The sequence below is a fragment of the Thiocapsa sp. genome, from assembly GCF_018399035.1.
Classification (GTDB): Bacteria; Pseudomonadota; Gammaproteobacteria; order Chromatiales; family Chromatiaceae; genus Thiocapsa.
Window position 1 is genome coordinate 4,954,548 of record NZ_CP073760.1, and the last position, 18,905, is coordinate 4,973,452.

At 65.8% G+C, this 18,905-nt stretch carries 18 protein-coding genes and 1 riboswitch; of the genes, 11 read left to right on the plus strand and 7 right to left on the minus strand.

Annotation, left to right across the window (positions count from 1 at the left end; all coding sequences use genetic code 11):
• Positions 1-121 precede the first annotated feature (121 nt).
• From KFB96_RS22620 to KFB96_RS22635, 4 genes are read right to left on the minus strand one after another with little or no spacing between them, the layout of a single operon-like run.
• The gene (locus KFB96_RS22620; RefSeq protein WP_213456572.1) at positions 122-1,426 is read right to left on the minus strand and encodes a Ni/Fe hydrogenase subunit alpha; all 1,305 of its coding nucleotides are present in this window, start codon (positions 1,424-1,426) and stop codon (positions 122-124) included.
• Positions 1,423-2,178, minus strand: a complete 756-nt coding sequence (locus KFB96_RS22625; protein ID WP_213456570.1) for an NADH:ubiquinone oxidoreductase — start codon at positions 2,176-2,178, stop codon at positions 1,423-1,425. The genes KFB96_RS22620 and KFB96_RS22625 overlap by 4 nt, the downstream gene beginning before the upstream one ends.
• Positions 2,175-3,029: an FAD/NAD(P)-binding protein gene (locus tag KFB96_RS22630; protein WP_213456568.1), complete on the minus strand. Its 855-nt coding sequence runs from the start codon at positions 3,027-3,029 to the stop codon at positions 2,175-2,177. The genes KFB96_RS22625 and KFB96_RS22630 overlap by 4 nt, the downstream gene beginning before the upstream one ends.
• Positions 3,026-4,081, minus strand: coding sequence for a 4Fe-4S dicluster domain-containing protein (locus KFB96_RS22635; protein ID WP_213456567.1), 1,056 nt, complete (start codon positions 4,079-4,081; stop codon positions 3,026-3,028). Before KFB96_RS22635 ends, KFB96_RS22630 begins: the two co-directional genes overlap by 4 nt.
• A gap of 376 nt (positions 4,082-4,457) precedes the next feature.
• On the opposite strand from KFB96_RS22635, the gene KFB96_RS22640 reads away from it, so the two are divergent.
• From KFB96_RS22640 to KFB96_RS22690, 11 genes are all read left to right on the plus strand, one after another.
• Positions 4,458-5,429: a calcium/sodium antiporter gene (locus KFB96_RS22640; protein ID WP_213456564.1), complete on the plus strand. Its 972-nt coding sequence runs from the start codon at positions 4,458-4,460 to the stop codon at positions 5,427-5,429.
• A gap of 291 nt (positions 5,430-5,720) precedes the next feature.
• Positions 5,721-5,944, plus strand: a riboswitch (cobalamin riboswitch).
• Between the two features lie 216 nt (positions 5,945-6,160).
• A complete protein-coding gene (gene btuB / locus KFB96_RS22645; RefSeq protein WP_213501558.1) occupies positions 6,161-8,011 on the plus strand; it encodes a TonB-dependent vitamin B12 receptor in 1,851 nt (616 codons plus the stop codon).
• Between the two features lie 222 nt (positions 8,012-8,233).
• A complete protein-coding gene (locus KFB96_RS22650; protein ID WP_213456560.1) occupies positions 8,234-8,821 on the plus strand; it encodes a hypothetical protein in 588 nt (195 codons plus the stop codon).
• Complete coding sequence (gene cobO, locus KFB96_RS22655) at positions 8,818-9,423, plus strand: cob(I)yrinic acid a,c-diamide adenosyltransferase (protein WP_213456558.1); 606 nt, start codon at positions 8,818-8,820, stop codon at positions 9,421-9,423. Before KFB96_RS22650 ends, cobO begins: the two co-directional genes overlap by 4 nt.
• Positions 9,424-9,425: 2 nt before the next feature.
• Positions 9,426-9,983 (plus strand): bifunctional adenosylcobinamide kinase/adenosylcobinamide-phosphate guanylyltransferase, encoded by a 558-nt coding sequence (gene cobU, locus KFB96_RS22660; RefSeq protein ID WP_213456556.1) that lies wholly within the window; start codon positions 9,426-9,428, stop codon positions 9,981-9,983.
• Positions 9,980-11,035 carry a nicotinate-nucleotide--dimethylbenzimidazole phosphoribosyltransferase gene (cobT, locus tag KFB96_RS22665; RefSeq protein ID WP_213456554.1) on the plus strand — a complete coding sequence of 352 codons (1,056 nt, stop codon included), beginning with the start codon at positions 9,980-9,982 and terminating at the stop codon, positions 11,033-11,035. The genes cobU and cobT overlap by 4 nt, the downstream gene beginning before the upstream one ends.
• Positions 11,035-11,655, plus strand: coding sequence for a histidine phosphatase family protein (locus KFB96_RS22670; protein WP_300970799.1), 621 nt, complete (start codon positions 11,035-11,037; stop codon positions 11,653-11,655). The genes cobT and KFB96_RS22670 overlap by 1 nt, the downstream gene beginning before the upstream one ends.
• Positions 11,616-12,365, plus strand: a complete 750-nt coding sequence (locus tag KFB96_RS22675) for an adenosylcobinamide-GDP ribazoletransferase (RefSeq protein WP_213456550.1) — start codon at positions 11,616-11,618, stop codon at positions 12,363-12,365. Before KFB96_RS22670 ends, KFB96_RS22675 begins: the two co-directional genes overlap by 40 nt.
• Positions 12,366-12,581: 216 nt before the next feature.
• Positions 12,582-13,103 (plus strand): helix-turn-helix domain-containing protein, encoded by a 522-nt coding sequence (locus tag KFB96_RS22680; protein WP_213456548.1) that lies wholly within the window; start codon positions 12,582-12,584, stop codon positions 13,101-13,103.
• Positions 13,091-13,267 carry a hypothetical protein gene (locus tag KFB96_RS22685; protein ID WP_213456546.1) on the plus strand — a complete coding sequence of 59 codons (177 nt, stop codon included), beginning with the start codon at positions 13,091-13,093 and terminating at the stop codon, positions 13,265-13,267. The genes KFB96_RS22680 and KFB96_RS22685 overlap by 13 nt, the downstream gene beginning before the upstream one ends.
• On the plus strand, positions 13,264-14,265 hold the full coding sequence (locus KFB96_RS22690) for a ParA family protein (protein ID WP_213456545.1): 1,002 nt from the start codon (positions 13,264-13,266) through the stop codon (positions 14,263-14,265). The genes KFB96_RS22685 and KFB96_RS22690 overlap by 4 nt, the downstream gene beginning before the upstream one ends.
• An 18-nt stretch (positions 14,266-14,283) precedes the next feature.
• Here KFB96_RS22690 and KFB96_RS22695 read toward each other — a convergent pair whose 3' ends face one another.
• Genes KFB96_RS22695 through KFB96_RS22705 form a run of 3 tightly spaced genes read right to left on the minus strand, consistent with a single transcriptional unit; the run spans position 14,284 to position 18,898 of the window.
• Positions 14,284-15,756: a DUF294 nucleotidyltransferase-like domain-containing protein gene (locus tag KFB96_RS22695; RefSeq protein WP_213456543.1), complete on the minus strand. Its 1,473-nt coding sequence runs from the start codon at positions 15,754-15,756 to the stop codon at positions 14,284-14,286.
• Between the two features lie 18 nt (positions 15,757-15,774).
• Positions 15,775-16,146, minus strand: a complete 372-nt coding sequence (locus tag KFB96_RS22700) for a response regulator (RefSeq protein ID WP_213456541.1) — start codon at positions 16,144-16,146, stop codon at positions 15,775-15,777.
• Complete coding sequence (locus KFB96_RS22705; RefSeq protein ID WP_213456539.1) at positions 16,139-18,898, minus strand: sensor histidine kinase; 2,760 nt, start codon at positions 18,896-18,898, stop codon at positions 16,139-16,141. Before KFB96_RS22705 ends, KFB96_RS22700 begins: the two co-directional genes overlap by 8 nt.
• Positions 18,899-18,905 lie beyond the last annotated feature (7 nt).

Here is an 18,905-nt window from a genome sequence, read left to right on the forward strand (position 1 = left end):
ACGACGGCGCTCGGCGCGGAGCACCGGGAGCTGCGCGACACCCTAGGCACGGCGTCACGGGTAGGTCGGGTGGCTGGGTAGGGGCGACTAAAGTCGCCCCTACTTCGCCCCTACCTCGCCCCTACCTCGCCCCTACAGCCTTAACGAACTTGACGTCGAGCATGTGGGTCGAGCAGGAGATGCAGGGGTCGTACGCACGCACCAGCATCTCGAGCGCCAGGGTGATCTCCTGCTGCGTCCGGTCGAGGATCCCGGGGACGAGCGCGCGCATGTCCAGCTCGATGTTCGCCAGGTTTTGCCCGGTCGGGATGATGCAGTTCGCCCCGACGATCGTCCCGCCCTCGATCCAGTAGTGATGGAAGAGTGTCCCGCGCGGCACGTCGGCGGCGCCGACACCTTCGCCCGACATGCGCGTGGGCGCGGCCGGCGCTTCGGGTTTGATCCCCTGGTCGAGCAGTTGGTCGATCAGCAGGATCGCATCCTCCGTGCAATGGACGACCTCCACCGCCTGGGCCGCCGCATTCAGATAGGGATTGATCGTCTTGGGCCGGAGGCCGAGTGCCTCGGCCGCGGCCTGCGCGCGGGGATGCAGCCGATCGTAGTTGATGTTGAAGCGCGCAAGCGCCCCGACCATGTAGGACTCGCGCCGATGGCGGGTGTGCTTGGCGGAGGAATGCGCGACGATGGTCTCGTTGGTCACCTCGCGATACTCGGCGAGCGGCCGGATCCCGCCGTCGCTGCTGGCGATGGACCCGTCGATGAAGCAGTACTCGTCGTCCCGATGCAGGGCGACGTATTCGGTGTCGCGCTCGAAGGCCGGGAACTCCAGACCCTGCAGGAGCTGGATGGTCGCGTCGCAGTCCGCACGCGAGGCGACCAGGCGCTCGCGCAGGGCGCGCAGTTCCGCGGGCTTGGGGAACTGCGTGAAGCCGCCGACCGTCATGGAGATGGGATGGGTGTGGCGTCCGCAAAGGGTCGCGCAGAGATCCCCGGCAAGCTGCTTCATGCGCAATGCGCGCAGGACGATGTCGGGCGCGCTCTTGGCCAGCGGGATCACGCTGCCGAGGCCGAGATAGTCCGGCGCCACCAGCATGTAGATATGCAGGACGTGGCTGTCGAGGATCTCGCCGTGAAAGTTCAGCTTGCGCAGCAGGGTGGTCTGCAGGCTGGGTGTCACCCCGAGCGCCTGCTCGGTCGCACGCAGGGAGGCGGTCGCGTGCCCGACGGCACAGATCCCGCAGATGCGCGAGGTGATGTGCGATGCCTCGTCGTAGGCGCGACCGCGCAGCATCGCCTCGAAGAAGCGCGGCGTCTCGACGATCTGCAGATCGCATTGGGTCAGCTCGCCGTTCTCGACATCCACGACGATGTTGCCGTGCCCTTCGACGCGTGTGACATGATGAACATCGACCTTCAGCGTGCTCATGCCGGCGTCACTCCTTCCATTTGCATGGTTTGATAGGTGAGGAAGAGCGACAAGCGGGCATCGATCTGTTCCTCGGTCATGCCGCGCTCGCGCAGTGCCTCCTTGATCGCCCCCAGGTTGGGCGAGGGAATGAGCCCGCGACACCCCTCGCAGCCTTGCCCGCAGGACGGGCAGATGGCGTCGCAGCCGGCACGCGTGATGGGCCCGAGACAGGTCTGCCCGCGCAGGAACATGCAGACGTTCTCGGTGAGCTTGCACTCGATGCAGAGCGGGTAATCCGGGATGGCCGGCATGCGGCCCTGCAAGAGATGCGTGACCGCCATGACGAATTCGTCGCGGTCGATCGGACAGCCCGGGATCACGGCGTCGACCTTGATCACGGCGCTCAGCGGACGTGCCGGATAGGTCTCGAACCAGTCCTTCTTCTCGCCGTAGACGTACTCGCGCACATCGTCCAGCGGCATGCGATTGCGGATCGCGTTGATCCCGCCTAGATGGGCACAGGCGCCGACAGCGATGACGATCTGTGCCTGCTTGCGGATCTCGCGGATCTTCGCCTCGTCGGACGGTCGCGTACAGGAGCCCTCGATGAAGGCGATCCGATAGTCGTCGCTGCGCTCGGTCATCGCCTCGCGGAACTGGACGATCTCGATGACCTCGAGTAGCTCGGGATGGCGCTGCAGGGTGTCGAGGACGGTGAGTTGGCAGCCTTCGCAGCTCGTGAACTCGAAAAAGGCAACCTTCGGATTCATGACAAGGCCTCCTCGAGGTTTTTGACCTCGGCGTACGACAAGACGGGGCCTTGTTGGCAGGTGTAGATGTGATGCATCTGACAATGCCCGCACTTGCCGACCCCGCATTTCATCTGCCGCTCGAAGCTCAGCCAGATATTGCCCTCGGCGATCCCGGCGGCGAGCAGCTCGTCGAGGACGAAGCGATACATGACCGGCGGCCCCACGATCGCCACAACCGTATTGCGAGCCGGGAACTTCACCTTCGGCAGCAATGTGGTGATGACGCCTACCGGGCCCTCCCAGCCCTCGCTCGGACGGTCCACCGTCACATGACACTCGACATCCTCGCGGTCCGCCCAGGCCGCGAGGTCGGCCGGGAACAGAAAGTCGTTCGGCGTGCGCGCCCCGTAGAGCAGGGCGACGCGCCCGTACTTGCCGCGCTCGTCCAGCACTTCGGTGATGAGCGAGCGCAGGGGTGCGAGCCCGAGCCCGCCGGCGATGAAGATGATGTCCTTGCCGTGGAAGCGGTCGATCGGGAAGCCATGCCCGAAGGGTCCGCGGACCGCGATCATGCTGCCCACATCCAGCCGATGCAGCGCATCGGTCAGCTTCCCGACCCGACGCACGCACAGCTCGAAGGAGCCGTTGCTGCGCGCGGGCGAGGAGCAGATGCTGATGGGCGCCTCGCCGATCCCCAGGATCGAGACCTCGACGAATTGCCCCGGCTTGTGGGCGATGGTGAAGCCGCTCGGCAGCTCCAGATGGAACCACTTCTCCACCGCGGTGAATTGCTCGACCTCGACGATGCGCGCCGGGGTCGGCATGTAGATGGAGGAATTGGTGAGCGTTTCGCGCAGGAGAGTGGTCATGACCGCGACGATGCCTCCTCGGTGGCGGGCCGACGCCGCTGGGCCAGGGTGTTGAGCAGGCCGATCGGCGTGATATGGGCCGGACAGGAGAGCGCGCAGCGTCCGCAGCCGACGCATCCGAGCAGACCGTAGGACTCGTATTGATACTTGCCTTTGCGCAGGAAGCGATGGCGCAGCCGCCGCGCTTGGGAGCTGCGGAAGTTGTGTCCGCCGGCGACCACGGCGAATTTCTCGATCAAGCAGGAATCCCAGACACGGACGCGTTTGCCGTGCTCGAGCTTCAGATCGATCTCGTCCAGCACATCGAAGCAGTAACAGGTCGGACAGACCTTCGTACATTGACCGCAGGCGAGGCAAGTGTCGCCGACCTCGTCCCAAAGCGCGCTGTCCTGACTGGCCGCAAGCAGATCCGGAAGATCCGTCACGTCGCAGTCCAGGCGATAGTCGAAGTTGGGCCATTTCCCGGCCATCACCTGGTTTGCGCGGTCGTAGTCGGCCTCCACGGGCTCCCAGAACAGACTCAAGCCCTCGATCAACTGCTCGCCCTGCTCGGAGCCGATCTCGACCGCATACCGATCGCCCAGATCGGTGAGGTGAACGTCGAAGCCCTCCGGCACGGCCAGCGTGCCCATGCTCTTGCAGAAGGCGTGGTCCATGCAGGGTTTGAGGCATTCGATGCTGACCAGGGTCGTCTTGCGCCGACGTGCTTGATAATGCTGGTCGGTGTGGCCGGTGCCCTGGATCTTGTCCAGCAGGGTGATGGCGTGCAGGTCGCAGGTGTGCAGGGCCATGATCACCGTGGGCTGGATCTCTTCGATCAGCGGCGACATCTCCATCGTCTTCGCGTTGAAGGCGAAGAGGTCTTCGCGCGGCGGCAGGAGGTACTTTTTGGGCGGGAGGACGCTGCTGTGGTAGTCGAGAACCAGGTCGTCCGCGTTCTCGATCTCCTCGAAGATGTACTGACCGTAGGTCTCTCGGGGCGCCACGACGCGGTGGGTGGCACGCAGGCGTTCGACCCACGCCTTGAGCGAGTGCTTGGGAAGTATTTTCAACGGGATGTCCCTCGACGACGGAGGATCCGGTGCATCCGGTGGCGGCACCGGTCGGGATGGAGCCGAATGGCTCCGGATCGGGCGGTACCCTCGGGTAAAACGACCATGCGATGACTACGGGATTACGGGAATCCTCGCAGGTTAATCATCCAGGGGATGCAGCGCAAGCTGCGCAAGACCTTGTCGTTGCGAGGGTGCTCGAGCGAAGGAGGACAGGCCTCGACGAGGTCGGGTGGATTCGGTCGGGGTGGGAACGCCTGCCTGGATGGCGAGCGCGTCATCTGCCGCTGCTCAGCTGCTTCGCATGCCTCGGTCGGCGTTGTAGACTCCGGTTCCTTTGTATCCCACATCACACGTTCGAGGCGTCACGCGTCCCATGGTCCTAGCATCACTCTCGGTCGTCCTCGGTCTGGCGCTGCTGCTATGGAGTGCCGATCGCTTCGTCGAGGGCGCCGCGGTGACCGCGAAGCATCTCGGGATGCCGCCCTTGCTGATCGGCATGGTCGTCATCGGGTTCGGGACGTCGGCCCCGGAGATGGTGGTCTCGGCGATTGCGGCCTTTCAGGGCAACCCGGGGCTTGCGCTCGGCAACGCCTATGGGTCGAACATCACCAACATTGCGCTGATCTTGGGTCTCACCGCGATCATCAGCCCCATCGCGGTTCACTCCAGCGTGCTTCGCAAAGAGCTGCCGATCCTTGCCGGCGTCACCGTCTTCGCCGTGGTGTTGCTGATGGACGGCGAGCTGACCCGCATGGACGCTTGGGCGTTTCTGGGCGTTTTTGCGGCATTGATGGGTTGGACCATCTGGCAAGGTCTGCGAGAACGCTCGGATGCCTTGGCCGGGGAGGTCACGCAGGAGCTCGATCACGCGCGGATGCCGCTGCGCCGCGCTCTACTCTGGCTGGGCGTCGGTCTGGTGTTCCTGATCATCAGCTCGCGCATGCTGGTCTGGGGCTCGGTCGAGATCGCTCATGCCTTGGGCGTGAGCGATCTCATCATCGGTCTGACGATCGTTGCGGTGGGCACCTCGCTCCCGGAGCTGGCCTCCTCGATCATCGCCGCACGCAAGGGCGAGCATGATCTCGCCTTGGGCAACATCATCGGGTCGAATCTCTTCAACACGCTCGCCGTGGTCGGGATCGCGGGGGCCATTCATCCGATGCTCGTGCCGCCGGAGGTCATCTCCCGGGACATGCTGATGATGGGGCTGCTGACGCTGTCCTTGTTCGTGATCGGCTACGGGTTCCGCGGCCCGGGTCGAATCAACCGGGTCGAGGGCATGCTGCTCCTGGCCTGCTACGTCGGCTACACCGCCTATTTGATCGGCACCGTCTTCGGCGCCTGACCCCTCGAGATCGAAACCCGGGGCGTTGCCCCGGGCTAAGGCGATTTCCGGGAATGATCATCCCGGCCGTGCGTGTTGCCGATGCTTACCGGGCGACTAAAGTCGCCCCTTGTTGGTCGATGCTTTCCCGGAAATCACCTAACATCGGTCGCGCCGTTGGCGCTCGACACACACTGCCGGTACGCGGCTCGCCACGCTCGCCCTCGATGCAGGCTCTGGATTGATCCAGGTCAGGCTTTGAGGTCGGGTTGCGTGTCGACACATTGACGCGGCGATCGCGAAAACCCTAAAGTCCCCGGTTGATTGTCCGGTGCCTCGAAGGTCTTCGCCTTCGGGGTTAAACGGGAAGTCGGTGCGCGGTACCCTCGGGACCCGCAAAGCCGGCGCTGCCCCCGCAACGGTAGACGAGTCAAGACGCGGCGAAATGCCACTGTGAGCGATCACGGGAAGGCGCCGTGTTCGGGGTCCGACCCCGCTCGTAAGCCCGGAGACCGGCCGGATGATCGGGGACCGTTTCGATGTGTCTCGTGTGCGTACAAGGGCCGACCCCGTCGGCCCTTGTCGTCTTCGAGCGATTCAACGGAGCCTCGAACCGGGGTCGCGCGGGGCGACCGGCCGGGATGCCGGCCCCGTCGTTTGCCTGCGGCTCCGCTCTCGTCCGTTCTGCATCTCTCGCCCCCTTCTTCTGCTGGCCCATGCGGGTGCGCTCGGGCCTCTGTCGGAGTGTGTCGATGAGATTTCCGCTTATGGCGGCGGCCGTATCGCTGCCGCTCGGCCTGCCTGTCTACGCAGACACGCAGACCCTGATCCTTGACCCCTTGGTGGTGACGGCAACGCGCACGCCGGAGACCGAAGACCAAACCCTGGCCTCCGTGAGCGTGATCGATCGCGCCGAGATCGAACGTCGCCAGTTTCGCTCGGTTCCGGATGCGCTGCGGGGCCTCCCGGGTGTCGCGATCTCGGGCAGCGGCGGGGCCGGTCAGCCTGCGTCGATCTTTCTGCGCGGAACCAATGCCGGTCATGTGCTGGTCCTGATCGACGGCGTGAAGGTGGGCTCGGCGACCCTCGGGACCGCGCCCCTCCAGGATTTGCCGATCGCCCAGATCGAACGCATCGAGGTCGTGCGTGGACCACGCTCGAGTCTCTACGGCTCGGAGGCGATCGGCGGTGTGATCCAGATCTTCACGCGTCGCGGCGGCGGCGACCTGCGACCGCGCTTCAGCGTCGGTGCAGGGAGCTTCGACACCGCGAGCATCTCGGGCGGCATCTCGGGCGGCGGCGAGCGTGGCTGGTTCGACCTCGGCGCCAACATGGAGCAGACCGACGGGATCAACGCCTGCGACGGCCGCGCCTTTCCCTTCGCCGGCTGCGGCGTGGACGATCCGGATCGCGACGGCTATCGCAATCTGGGCGTGAGTGCGCGCGCCGGCTATGAATTCAGCGACAAGGCCAAGGTCGATTTCAGTCTGCTCACCTCCGACAACCGCACCGATTTCGACGGCTCCATCTTCTCGGGCAACCTCTCGCGCTCCGAGCAGCAGATCTTCGGCGTGGAAGGCACCTTGCGTCCGCTCGAGCCCTGGACCCTGATCCTCTCGGCGGGGCGCAGTCAGGACAGCTATCGGGCGTTCTACTCGGACGCCTTTGTCCCGGAGCGCTTCGTCGACAGCTTCGAGACCGAGCGCGACAGCTTCGGGATCCAAAACGATCTCGCCTTGATCCCGGACCAGCTCTTCACCTTGGGTCTGGACTACCGGATCGACCGGATCTCGGGCACGGTCGACTATACGGACGACTCGCGCAGCAACACGGGTGTCTACGGACAGTATCTCGGCTCCATCGGGGCGAACGAGCTTGCCGCCAGCCTCCGATACGACGACGACCAGCAGTTCGGCGGACAGACCACCGGCAACCTGGCTTGGGGCTATCTCTTCGATCGGGGGATTCGCGTGTCGCTCTCGTACGGCACCGCCTTCAAGGCGCCGACCTTCAACGACCTCTACTATCCCGGCTTCGGCAACCCGAATCTGTCCCCGGAGGAGTCGGCCAGCGTCGAGCTGGGTTTGACCGGAACCCTCCCGCTCGGTCGCTGGGAGCTGAGTCTCTACGAGACCGACATCGACGACCTGATCGCCTTCGACGCGGTGACTTTCGCGCCGGCCAACATCGCCTCGGCCCGCATCCGAGGCTTCGAGGCGTCCGGGATCGTCCAAATCCAGGAGTGGGATCTCGGCGCGAGCCTCACCCTGCTGGATCCCGAAAACCGCTCGAACGGTCCGAATCAGGGTAATCTGTTGCCGCGACGCCCCGAGCAGATGCTTCAGCTCGACCTCGATCGTCAGTTCGAGCGCTGGTCGGCCGGTCTGAGCGTCTATCTCGCCGGGCGGAGCTTCGACGACCTGGCCAACAAGGAGCGCCTGGACGGCTACACCCTGTTGGGTCTGCGTGCCGAGTATGCCCTCACACCCGCCGTGCGGATTCAGGGGCGACTGGAGAACGCACTCGACGAGGACTACCAGACCGCGTACCTGTTCAACCAGCCGGGGAGGGCGTTTTACCTGACCTTGCGGTACGAGCCGTAGTATCGCCGCCAGCCGCCAGCCGCCAGCCGCCAGCCGCCAGCCGCCAGCCACCAGCCACCAGCCACCAGCCACCAGCGAATGGATGAAGGCTGACGGCAGGAGGCAGGAGGCTCCCCCAACCCAACCGCTTCCGACACCCCGTGCGACCCCCTACAATGGCCGCACGGGACTTGAGCAACACCCCATTGTCGCCCCGGCGACACGACCAGGAGACTCGACCTCATGACCCCCATCACCGACTCCCGTAGCCGTATCCTGATCGGCCTTGCCTTGGCCGCGCTCATGGCGGCGACCCGCGGCCAACAGTTCGCCCCGCTGGCCCACCATCTGCCGGACGCCTCGTTGGCCGTCTTCTTCTTGGCTGGTTTGTACCTGCGCTCGATTTGGGGCTTTCCGGCCCTGTTCGGTTTGGCGACCGTCATCGATCTGACCGCTATCGGCTGGGGCGGTGTGAGCGGCTACTGCATGACCCCGGCCTACTGGATGTTGGTTCCGGCCTATGGCGTGGTCTGGGGGATGGGGCGCTGGTCCGCCGGTCGGCTCGAGTTGGCCAAGGACAGCCTGCCCTTGCTCTTCGGCGCGCTGCTCGTCGGCGGTGTCCTGTCCGAGGTCTTCGCCAGCGGCGGCTTCTATCTCCTCTCCGGTCGCTTTGCCGACCTGAGCACGCTCGAGCTGCTCGGACGCTTCGCGACCTACATGCCCGCGACCCTGCTGCATCTGATGGTCTATGTCAGCCTGGCGGCGGTCGTTCATCTGACACTCGCACGCGCCCTGCCCGGTGCTCGCTCCGAGCGCGCGCGTCCGCAATGACCGACGACAGCGCACAGGAGCGTCATCGCCGGCGCATGCAGCGCCAGAAGGAGCTGGTGGATGCCCGCATCGCCCGGGCCGACCAGGACTGCGGTGTCCTGGTCGTGAACACCGGCAACGGCAAGGGCAAGAGCTCCTCGGCCTTCGGGATGGTCGCCCGTGCGATGGGCCACGGCATGAAGGTCGCCGTGATCCAGTTCATCAAGGGGAGCTTTGCGACCGGGGAGGAGGCCTTCTTCCGGCGCTTCCCGGAGCTCGAGTATCACGTGATGGGCGAGGGCTTTACCTGGGAGACGCAGGACGCCGAGGTGGATCGGCGCGCGGCGATGGCGGCCTGGGACAAAGCGGCTGCCTTCCTTGCCGATCCGGCCTTCGGCATGGTGGTGATGGACGAGCTCAACATCGCGCTCAAGCTCCGCTTGGTCCCGCTCGATGCGGTTCTCGATGCCCTGCAGAACCGTCCCATCCATCAGCATGCGGTCGTCACCGGCCGTGCGGCGCCCGCGGAGCTGATCGAGATCGCCGACACGGTCACCGAGATGCGCCCGCTCAAGCATGCCTTCGATGCCGGTATCATGGCGCAGAAAGGGGTCGAGCTCTGAGCATGGATGATCCGCGCCGTCCCCGCTCCGACGGGGGCGGACGCAGCCTGATCCTCGGCGGGGTGCGCTCGGGCAAGAGCCGCCTGGCCGAGCGTCTGGCCCATGAAAGCGCACTGCCGGTCGTCTATGTGGCGACCGCCCGGGCGGGGGATGCCGAGATGACCCGGCGGATTGCCGGGCATCGCGAACGGCGCCCGCGCGACTGGGGTCTTATTGAAGAACCGCTCTTGTTGGCCGAGGTGCTGGCGCGCGAATGTGCGCCCGATCGCTGCATCCTGGTCGACTGTCTCACACTCTGGTTGACGAATTGGCTTATGAAAACGGATGAATCGGGTCTGCACGATCAGACCCGGGCACTGCTCGATGTCGTTTCACGGGCGCCGGGGCGCCTCATCATGGTCGGCAACGAGACGAGCATGGGCGTGGTCCCGCTCGGCGCGCTCTCGCGTCGGTTCTGCGACCTGGCCGGCCTGCTGCACCAGGATCTGGCCGCGCGCTGCGAGCAGGTCATCCTGACCGTCGCCGGTCTGCCCCTCGTGCTCAAAGGAGAAGCGGCATGATTGAAGGTCTACGCTGGATCAGCCAACCCTGTCTGCCGATCGATGCCATGGCCGCCGATGCGGCGCGGCGCCGGCAGGATCAGCTCACCAAACCGCGCGGCTCGCTGGGCCGACTCGAAGAGCTCGCGATCCGGCTCGCCGGATTGCAGGGCACCCCCACACCGTCGCCCGATCCGGTACAGATCCTGCTTTTCGCGGCCGATCACGGGGTTGCGGCCGAGGGCGTCTCGGCCTTCCCGCAGGCCGTGACCAACCAGATGGTGCGCAACATCGCCGGTGGCGGTGCCGCGATCTCGGTGCTCGCCCGTGCACTGGATGCGCGCATGGAGATCACGGATCTCGGGACGGTCGAGGATCCGGGGGCGATCCAGAACGTGCGCTCCGAGCGCGTCGGCCCGGGAACCGGCAACATCGCACGCGAGCCGGCCATGACCGACGAGCAGCTCGCCGCCGCCATGAACGCGGGCCGGGCCGCGGCCGAGCGCGCGGTGGACAGCGGCGCGCGGTTGCTGATCTGCGGCGAGATGGGCATCGCCAACACCACCCCGGCCACGGCCCTGGCCTGTGCGCTGCTGGATCTGCCTGCGGGCGCGCTCGTCGGCCCCGGTACCGGGCTGGATCAAACGGGCGTCGCGCGCAAGGCCGAAGTCATCACCAAGGCCCTTGCGCGGCATGTCACCTCAGATCGAACACCGCTGGAGCTGCTGGGTCGCCTCTCCGGTTTCGAGCTTGCCGCGATGGTCGGTGCCTTCATCACGGCCGCCCAGCGCGGACTCCCGGTGCTGGTCGACGGCTTCATCGTGAGCGCATCGGCGCTCGCCGCCGTGCGCCTGCAACCCGAGGTGCGCGATTGGCTGTTGTTCTCGCACGGCTCCGCGGAACCGGGACATCGGCGCATCATGGCCGCGCTGGATGCCGATCCGCTGCTCGATCTGGGCCTGCGACTCGGTGAAGCCAGCGGTGCCGCCGTCGCCGTGCCCCTGTTGCGGCTGGCCTGTACGCTGCACCAGCAGATGGCGACATTCGGCGAGGCCGGGGTGAGCGAGGCCTGATGCAGGATCGCTTCGTGGATCTGCTGCGTCACGGCGAGGCGCAAGGCGGCGCGCGCTTTCGGGGCGGACACGACGACCCGCTGAGCGCCGAAGGCTGGGATCAGATGACGCGTGCGACCGCCGTGAATCCGGATTGGACGCGGGTCGTCTCCTCGCCGTCGCGGCGTTGCAGCGCGTTCGCGCAGCGCATCGCCGAGAGCCACAAACTCCCCCTGGCGATCCTGCCCGGTCTGCGCGAGCGCGGCTTCGGTGCTTGGGAAGGACTGGCCGCGCATCAGATTCCGGCCGAGGAGCTGACCCGCTTTTGGGATGATCCGGTCGGCTACGCGCCGCCCGGTGGCGAGCCGTTCGAGGTCTTTCGCGAGCGGGTCATAGCGGCTTGGGGTCAGGTGTGCGACGCGGGCGGGCCCTTCACCCTAGCCGTCACCCACGGCGGCGTGATCCGGGTCGTCCTCGCCGAGGTGCTGCGGATGCCGCCCGAGGCATCGCTCCTGATCGAGGTCCCCCGGCCTGTCTATCCAGCTTGCGCGTGCCGGAGGCTCCCGGGCGACCCAGTCTCATGCGCCACGGGCCGCCCTGAGTGGACCTGCGTCCGCTCTGGCTTGCCGGACGTCTCCTGACGCGTCTGCCGTTTCCCGAGCCGAGCCCCTTCGAGCCGCGACTCTCGGGCGTGTCGGTGCCGTGGTATCCCGCGATCGGTGGGCTGTTGGGCGCGTTGATGGCCTTGGCCGGGACCGCGCTCGCGTCCGTGGATCCGGGTGTCGCGGCGGCCTTGGTCCTGATCCTCTGGGTCTGGTCCACCGGGGCGTTGCACCTGGACGGTCTGGCCGACAGCGCGGACGCCTGGGTCGGCGGGATCGCGAGCCGCGAGCGGACCCTGGAGATCATGAAGGACCCGCGTTGCGGACCCGCTGCGGTGACCGCGATCGGGCTCGTTTTGATTGCGAAATGGGCCGGGCTCCAGGCCCTGATCGAGAGCGGCTCCGCCTGGATCTTGCTCCTGATTCCGCTGCTCGCACGGGCGCAATTGCCGCTCCTGATGCTGACCACACCCTATGCCCGTGACCGTGGGATGGCCTCCGAGCAGATGGCGCAACTGCCGCGTCGCGCGGCTTGGGCGGCAACCCTGATCGCGGGGATGGCCTGTATCATGATCGCCGGCTGGATCGGGCTCGCGCTGTGCGCCGTGACCCTTCTGGTCTTCGGGCTATCTCGCCGAACCATGATGCGCCGGATCAACGGGTTTACCGGGGACACCGCCGGTGCGCTCGTCGAGATTACCGAGACCCTCCTCCTGCTCATCGTTGTCGTTTTCATGCGGCATTCGTGAGTATTCCGAGTCCTGTAGTATGGACGTCAACAGGATCGACGATGTCTTGCCGCAATCGAAATGGAACTTGAGCAATTAAACCGCGCCCGGTGCGATGTGCGTAGTGTGTTGGATTGGCTTGGCCGCGTCGGCTCCAGCGGTCGTCAAGTCTGCCGAGGCCGATCCCATCCAAAACATCGCATACCGTGCCGGGCGCGGTTTAGGCGGGTTTAAGCCATGAAACCTCATGCTGACGATGCGCTCGAAGCGATGCTGGCCGATCTCGAATCGGATCGGGTCGAGCGCAAAGAGTCGCTCAAGGGCAAAGCGCCGGATACCGTACGTGAGGCAGTCTGCGCCTTTGCGAACGACTTGGCCGGGCATGGCACGCCGGGCGTTGTGTTCATCGGCGCGCGCGATGACGGTACGCCGGTCGGTCTGGATATCACGGACGAGTTGCTTCGCCAGCTGGCGGACATCAAGACCGACGGCAACATCGCGCCCCCTCCTACGCTGCTGGTCGAGAAGCGACACCTGCAGGGAAAAGCACTTGCGGTGATCACGGTTTGGCCTTGCGATACCCCGCCGGTGCGTTGCCGGGGTCGGGTCCATGTGCGCTGGGGGCCGCGGCGCGGATTGGCCAGCGCTCAGGACGAGCGCATCCTCAATGAGCGCCGTCGGCACCGCGATCGCCCCTTCGACGTGCAAGCTGTCCCGTCCGCCACCATCCACCCGAGAATTTCGGAATGCCCGGCGTGACCGACTATCGCAATCCGAATCTGGCGGAGGCCCTGCGGGCGCTCGGTTATGTCCAGCGGTTCGGCGCCGGTATCAGCATTGCCCGCCGTTTGCTTGGCGAGCGGCTGCATTTCGAGGTGCAGCCTGGTTTCGTCGCGGCCATCGTGCAGGGGGGGGGTAGGTGATTACCATCGCCTTCTTCAACAACAAGGGTGGCATAGGTCAGACCTCGCTCGTCTACCACTCGGCTCGAATGTATGGCGAGCTGGGTTGTCGGGTCTTGGCAGCCGATCTCGATCCCCAGGCGAATCTGACCGTCATGGCGCTCGAGGAGGAGCGGTTGGAGGGGCTGTGGTCGGATGATGAGCATCCAGAGACCATTTACGGTGCCGTCCAACCGCTTTTCGGCGGAACCGGGGATATCCGCGATGCGCACCTGGAGCCGATAACGGAACGCGTTGCGTTGCTGGTCGGCGACCTTGCGCTGGCACGTCTCGAAGATGATTTGTCTACCGAGTGGCCGAGGTGTTTGGAGGGGAGGGAGCGCGCATTCCGCGTGACATCCGCCTTTTGGCGCTTGATCGATCGGGCGGCACGGAGCTTCGAAGCGGACGTCGTGCTGATCGATGTCGGTCCCAACCTCGGGGCGATCAATCGCGCGGCTCTCATCGCCGCCAGCCATGTCGTCGTGCCGGTCGCGCCGGACCTGCTATCGCTGCAAGGGTTGAGAAATCTCGGGCCCGTGCTGCGTCAATGGCGTGAGACCTGGAGTCGGTCCTCTGTTCGATCACCTCCCGAAGGTGTGCCTCTGCCCCTTGGGGAGATGACGCCGATCGGCTACGTTTTGATGCAACATGCCGAGCGTCTCGAAAAATCGACCACGGCTTACGAACGGGGGCGCGCACGTATCTCCGAGGTTTATCGTGAGTCCGTGCTCAAGGAAGCCGCAACAATCGCACTGAGCGCAGCAGCGCTCGGGGTTGATCAGATAACCCGCATCAAGCATTTTCGAAGCCTGATGCCATTGGCGCTGGATGCCCGCAAGCCGATGTTTCTGCTCAAGCCTGCGGATGGTGCGATCGGCGCCCATCAGACGAATGTTCTACAGTGCTACAGCGATTTCCAGTTCCTCGCCGAGGAAGTTGCCAGGCGTACAGGGTTACAGTGGGTCAGGAGCCCATGATGCCGCTGGACGCTCTCGCTACAGGGCGAATTCCTGTTTCACCCGTGCCTGTAGCTTCTTGGCCTGCTTGAACGCCTCTTTCAACATCAATCGGTGCAGCTCGTTGAGGTCGTCGGGGTCGACACGGTTGACCGCCTCCGGGTCCTTGGTCGTGAGTTGTTGGTGGATGCGGAAGCGCTGGATCAGGTGGAAGGATTCGATCTCGGCGGCGATCTCCTCCGGGTCGCGTCGTTTTGCCGCACCGGCGAGGCGCAGACGCTCGGCGGTGCTGGTCGCCCAGATGCCGTGCTTGAGTGCCCAGAGTCGGCCGGCGTCCATGAAGAAGCGTGCGCCTTGGGTCTTCAGATCGATGGTGTGCGGGAAGTCGCGGTTGCGATCGAAGGCGAATTGCCCGGCCCAGCCGAGCGGCGGGGCGACGCCGAGCGCCTGCTCGGCGAGACAGTGGAAGAAGCGCGTCTGCTCGGGCGCGGTTCGACTCAGCCAGTCGCGCAGACGGTCGACCGGCTCGTCGCTGCCGTAGAGCGGGCGGAAATCGAAGAAGATGACGGCGTTGAGCAGGGCCTCGGGCTCGGGCTCGCGCAGCCAGGTCTTGAAGTGCTTGCGCCACTCGTCCGCGCTCAGACACCACTCGGGGTTGCCGGCCATGATGTTGCCGCGGCAGCGCTCGAAGCCGCAGAAATGCAGCGCCTGGTTGACCGCTCGGGCGAACGGCAGGAAGGCCTGACGGACCGGCTCGGTGCTGTCCGGGTCCGGTGGCAGGAAGAGCAGTCCGTTGTCCTGATCGGTCGAGAAGGTCTGCTCAAGACGCCCCTCCGAGCCGAAGGCCATCCAGCACCAGGACACGGCGGGGAGATCGAACTCGTCTTCGATCAGCTCGATGACCCGCATGGCGATCAGGTCGTTGAGCCCGGACATCCAGTAACAGAGTGTCTCCACGCCCATCCCGGAGTGGAACAGCTCCGCGCCGCGCCGCCGCACCCGATCGGCGGCGAGCGCCATGGCCTCGACGTCGCGAGCGGCCTTGATGGCGGCGATCAGGACCTCCGCCCCGCCGGCGCGCAGGCCGAGCAGGTCGGTTTGGTTGACCAGACCGAAGAGACGCCCGTCATGCTCGGTCAGGAGCAGATGCTCGGCACCGCGCTTGGCCATCATGACCCGTGCACGGTGCGCGGGCGCATCCGCAGTGAGCGTGAGTGGAGCGCCGATCATGTGAACGGCGACCGGATCGTCGAGCCCGCCGCCCTCGAAGCCGATGACATGCAGCATGTCGCGCAGCCGGATCAGCCCCAAGGGCAGGCCGCTCGCGGGATCGCAGACGACGGCGGCGTCCAGGTGATCCTGGCTGAAATGATAGAGGGTCTCGCGCAGGCTGGTCGCCGGGCCGACGATCAACGGTTGTCGCCGCGCCAAGCTGCGCAGCAGGCCCTGGTCGGTTCCACCGACGGCCACGAGATCTGACGCGTCGTTCACCGGGTGATCGGTCTCGGACATGCGGTTGCTCCGTCCTCGTCAGGTGCGTTCGAGCAGTTCCTTGACCTTGTCGACCAGGTCACGGGTCGAGAAGGGTTTGGACATGTAGGCGTCGGCACCGAGGGCGAGGCCCTTGTTCTGCTCCGCCTCGCGCCCCTTCGCGGTCAGCATCAGGATCCGCGTACCGGCCAGCCCGGGATCGGCGCGCACCGCTTCGAGCACGGCGAAGCCGTCGAGCTTGGGCATCATGACATCGAGCACCACCAGGTCCGGGCGATGGGTTCGCACGGCGGCCAGGCCGGCCTCGCCGTCGCGCGCCACGCGCACCTCGTGTCCCTCGCGCATCATCAAAAACTCGAGCGAGATGACGATGTTGGGCTCGTCGTCGACGATCAGGATCCGCTTATTCATGGTCAGACTCATGGTCAGGCCTTCGGTCCGTTGGGTTCCCCGGATGGGCGGGCAGCTCGAAGCAAAGGGTAGCACCTTTTCCGGGCGCGCCTTCCGCCCAGATGCGACCGCCTAGATTGTCGATGATGCGACGGCTGATGGGCAAACCCAGACCGGTCCCGCCGGGTTTGGCGCCGCCGCGGGCGGTCTGATGAAACTTCTCGAAGACCAGCTCCAGGTCGCTCTCGGGGATGCCGTAGCCGTTGTCCTCGACACAGACCCGCCAGACCGCGTCGGCGGGCGAGAGTCGGATCCAGACCTCGCCCGATCCGGTCGGGGCGAACTTGGCGGCGTTCGAGAGCAGGTTGACCAGGACCTGCACGATGCGGTCGCGGTCGCCCCAGACCATGGCCGACTCGCCGGGCAGCTCGAGATGGACGCGGCAGCCGCGCTCCTCGACATATTGCTCGGTGGCCGACACGGCTTGGCGGATGACGGTCTGAAGCTCCACCACCTCGGTGCGCCAATCGGCGTGGCCGGACTCGATCTTGGCCAGATCGAGCACCTGATTGACCAGGCGCGAGAGCCGCTCGGTCTCGCTGACCAGGATGCCGAGGAAGCGGCGTCGCTGCTCGAAGTCGATGTCGGGGTCGTCGAAGAGGATCTCGGAGAAGGCCCGAATGGAGGCGAGCGGGGTGCGCAGCTCGTGGGTGACCGAGGAGATGAAATCGTCCTTCATGCGGTCCAGATCCTGGAGCCGGATGTTGGCCGCGCGCAATTCTTCGGTCGCGGCCTCCAATGCCTGCGACTTCTGTTCGAGCTGGCGGCTGTAGGCGCGGATCTGCGACGCCTCGTCGAGGATGTTCAGGACCTCGTCGAGCCCGAGCGGCTCCTCGTCGGTGACCGACGCGACCATCACCCGGGCCGAGGCGCCGCCGATCGCCCCCGAGAGCAGCGTCTCGGCGAAGTAGACCGTCTCCGCATCGGCCGGAAGTGCTTCGGGCGAGTCCACGCCGCGCAAGTGCGCGTATTGTGTGAAGGCCGCGCGGGTACGCGCCGATCCGAGGAAGCGCTCGGCCAGTCTCATCAGCTCCGTAATCTCCGCACTCCCGCGCCACAGCGGCGCGCTCGCCAGCGCGGTGCGCCGCGAGGCATCGACGAAGATCCCGGCCTGGGTGGCCTCCGCGACATTGGGTGCGCGCAGGGAGGAGACGAAGAGAAAGGCGCCGATATTGGCGGTTAGGCTCCAGAAGAGACCGTGCGTGATCTCGTTCCAGCCGGTGAGGCCGAACAGCGCCATCGGGGCCAGGAGATCGAATCCGCCGAGGCCCGATTCCATGAAGGCGCGTGGGAGCCAACCGGACTTGGCGAATGAGGGCAGCAGCAGTGTATAGATCCAGACCAGGAAGCCGGCCGACAAGCCGGCGAGCGCGCCCTCGCGCGTCCCGCCTCGCCAATAGAGCCCCCCGATCACGGCGGGTGCGAACTGTGCGACGGCGACGAAGCTGATCAGACCGATGCCGACCAAGGCGTAGGCCTCGCCGGCAAGCCAGTAGTAGAGGAAACCGAGCAGCAGGATGACGACGATGGCCCCGCGCCGGATGGTGAGCAGCAGCCGCCCGAGGTCGGCTGCCGGAGGTCGGCGACGCCAGCGGCGCAGCAGTGCCGGCAGGACCAGGTCGTTGCTGACCATGGTCGAGAGTGCGATGGTCTCGACGATGACCATCCCGGTCGCCGCCGAGAGCCCGCCGATATAGACCAGGAGCGCGAGCCAGGGTTGCTCGAAGGCGATCGGCAGGGTCAGCATGAAGGTATCGGCGTTGACCGTCCCGTCGGGGAAGGTCAGGAGCCCCGCGATGGCGATCGGCACCACGAAGAGGTTGATGAGCAGTAGATAGAGCGGAAACAGCCAAATCGCGCGGCGCAGATGGCGCTCGTCGCTATTCTCCACGACCGCAACCTGGAACTGGCGCGGCAGCAGAATGACGGCCAGACCGGCCAGCAAGGAGATGGCGAACCAGTCGGCGAAGGGCGAGATGCTCGGCTCGAGCAACGGAAGCAGCAGCGGGCTGTTCTCGATCGGCGGCAACGCCGGCCCGCCCAGGCCGAGGAGGCCGAAGGTAATGAAGAGTCCCATCGCGAGAAAGGCGACGAGCTTGACGATGGATTCGAAGGCGATGGCCGCGACGAGTCCTTCATGGCGCTCGCTCGCATCCAGATGACGGGTGCCGAACAGGATGGTGAAGGCGGCAAGCAGCAGCGCGACCACGAAGGCGGTATCGCCCCAAAAGGGTCCGTCGCCGTGCACCGGCATCCGCACCTCCGGATAATGCGACAGGATCGTGAAGCTCCAGGCGATCGCCTTGAGCTGCAGCGCGATATAGGGCACCACGCCGATCACGGCGATGACGGTCACCAAGCCTCCGAGGACCTGACTCTTGCCGTAACGCGAGGCGATGAAATCGGCGATGGAGGTAATGCGCTCGGCCTTGCTGACCCGCACCATCTTGAGCAGGAGCGAGCCCCACAGGAGCACCATCAGGGTGGGGCCCAAATAGATGGGCAGGAATCCCAGCCCATTCTCGGTGGCGCGCCCGACGCTGCCGTAGAAGGTCCAGGCGGTGCAATAGACGGCGAGCGAGAGGGCATAGATCGTCGGGCGCGCGATGACCGAACGGCCCTGCTCGGCACGCCGATCGGCCCAGTAGGCGACCGCGAAGAGGAGTCCCAGGTAGGCGAAGGAGATCCCGATAATCAGCGGGCCATTGATCACTGCGACG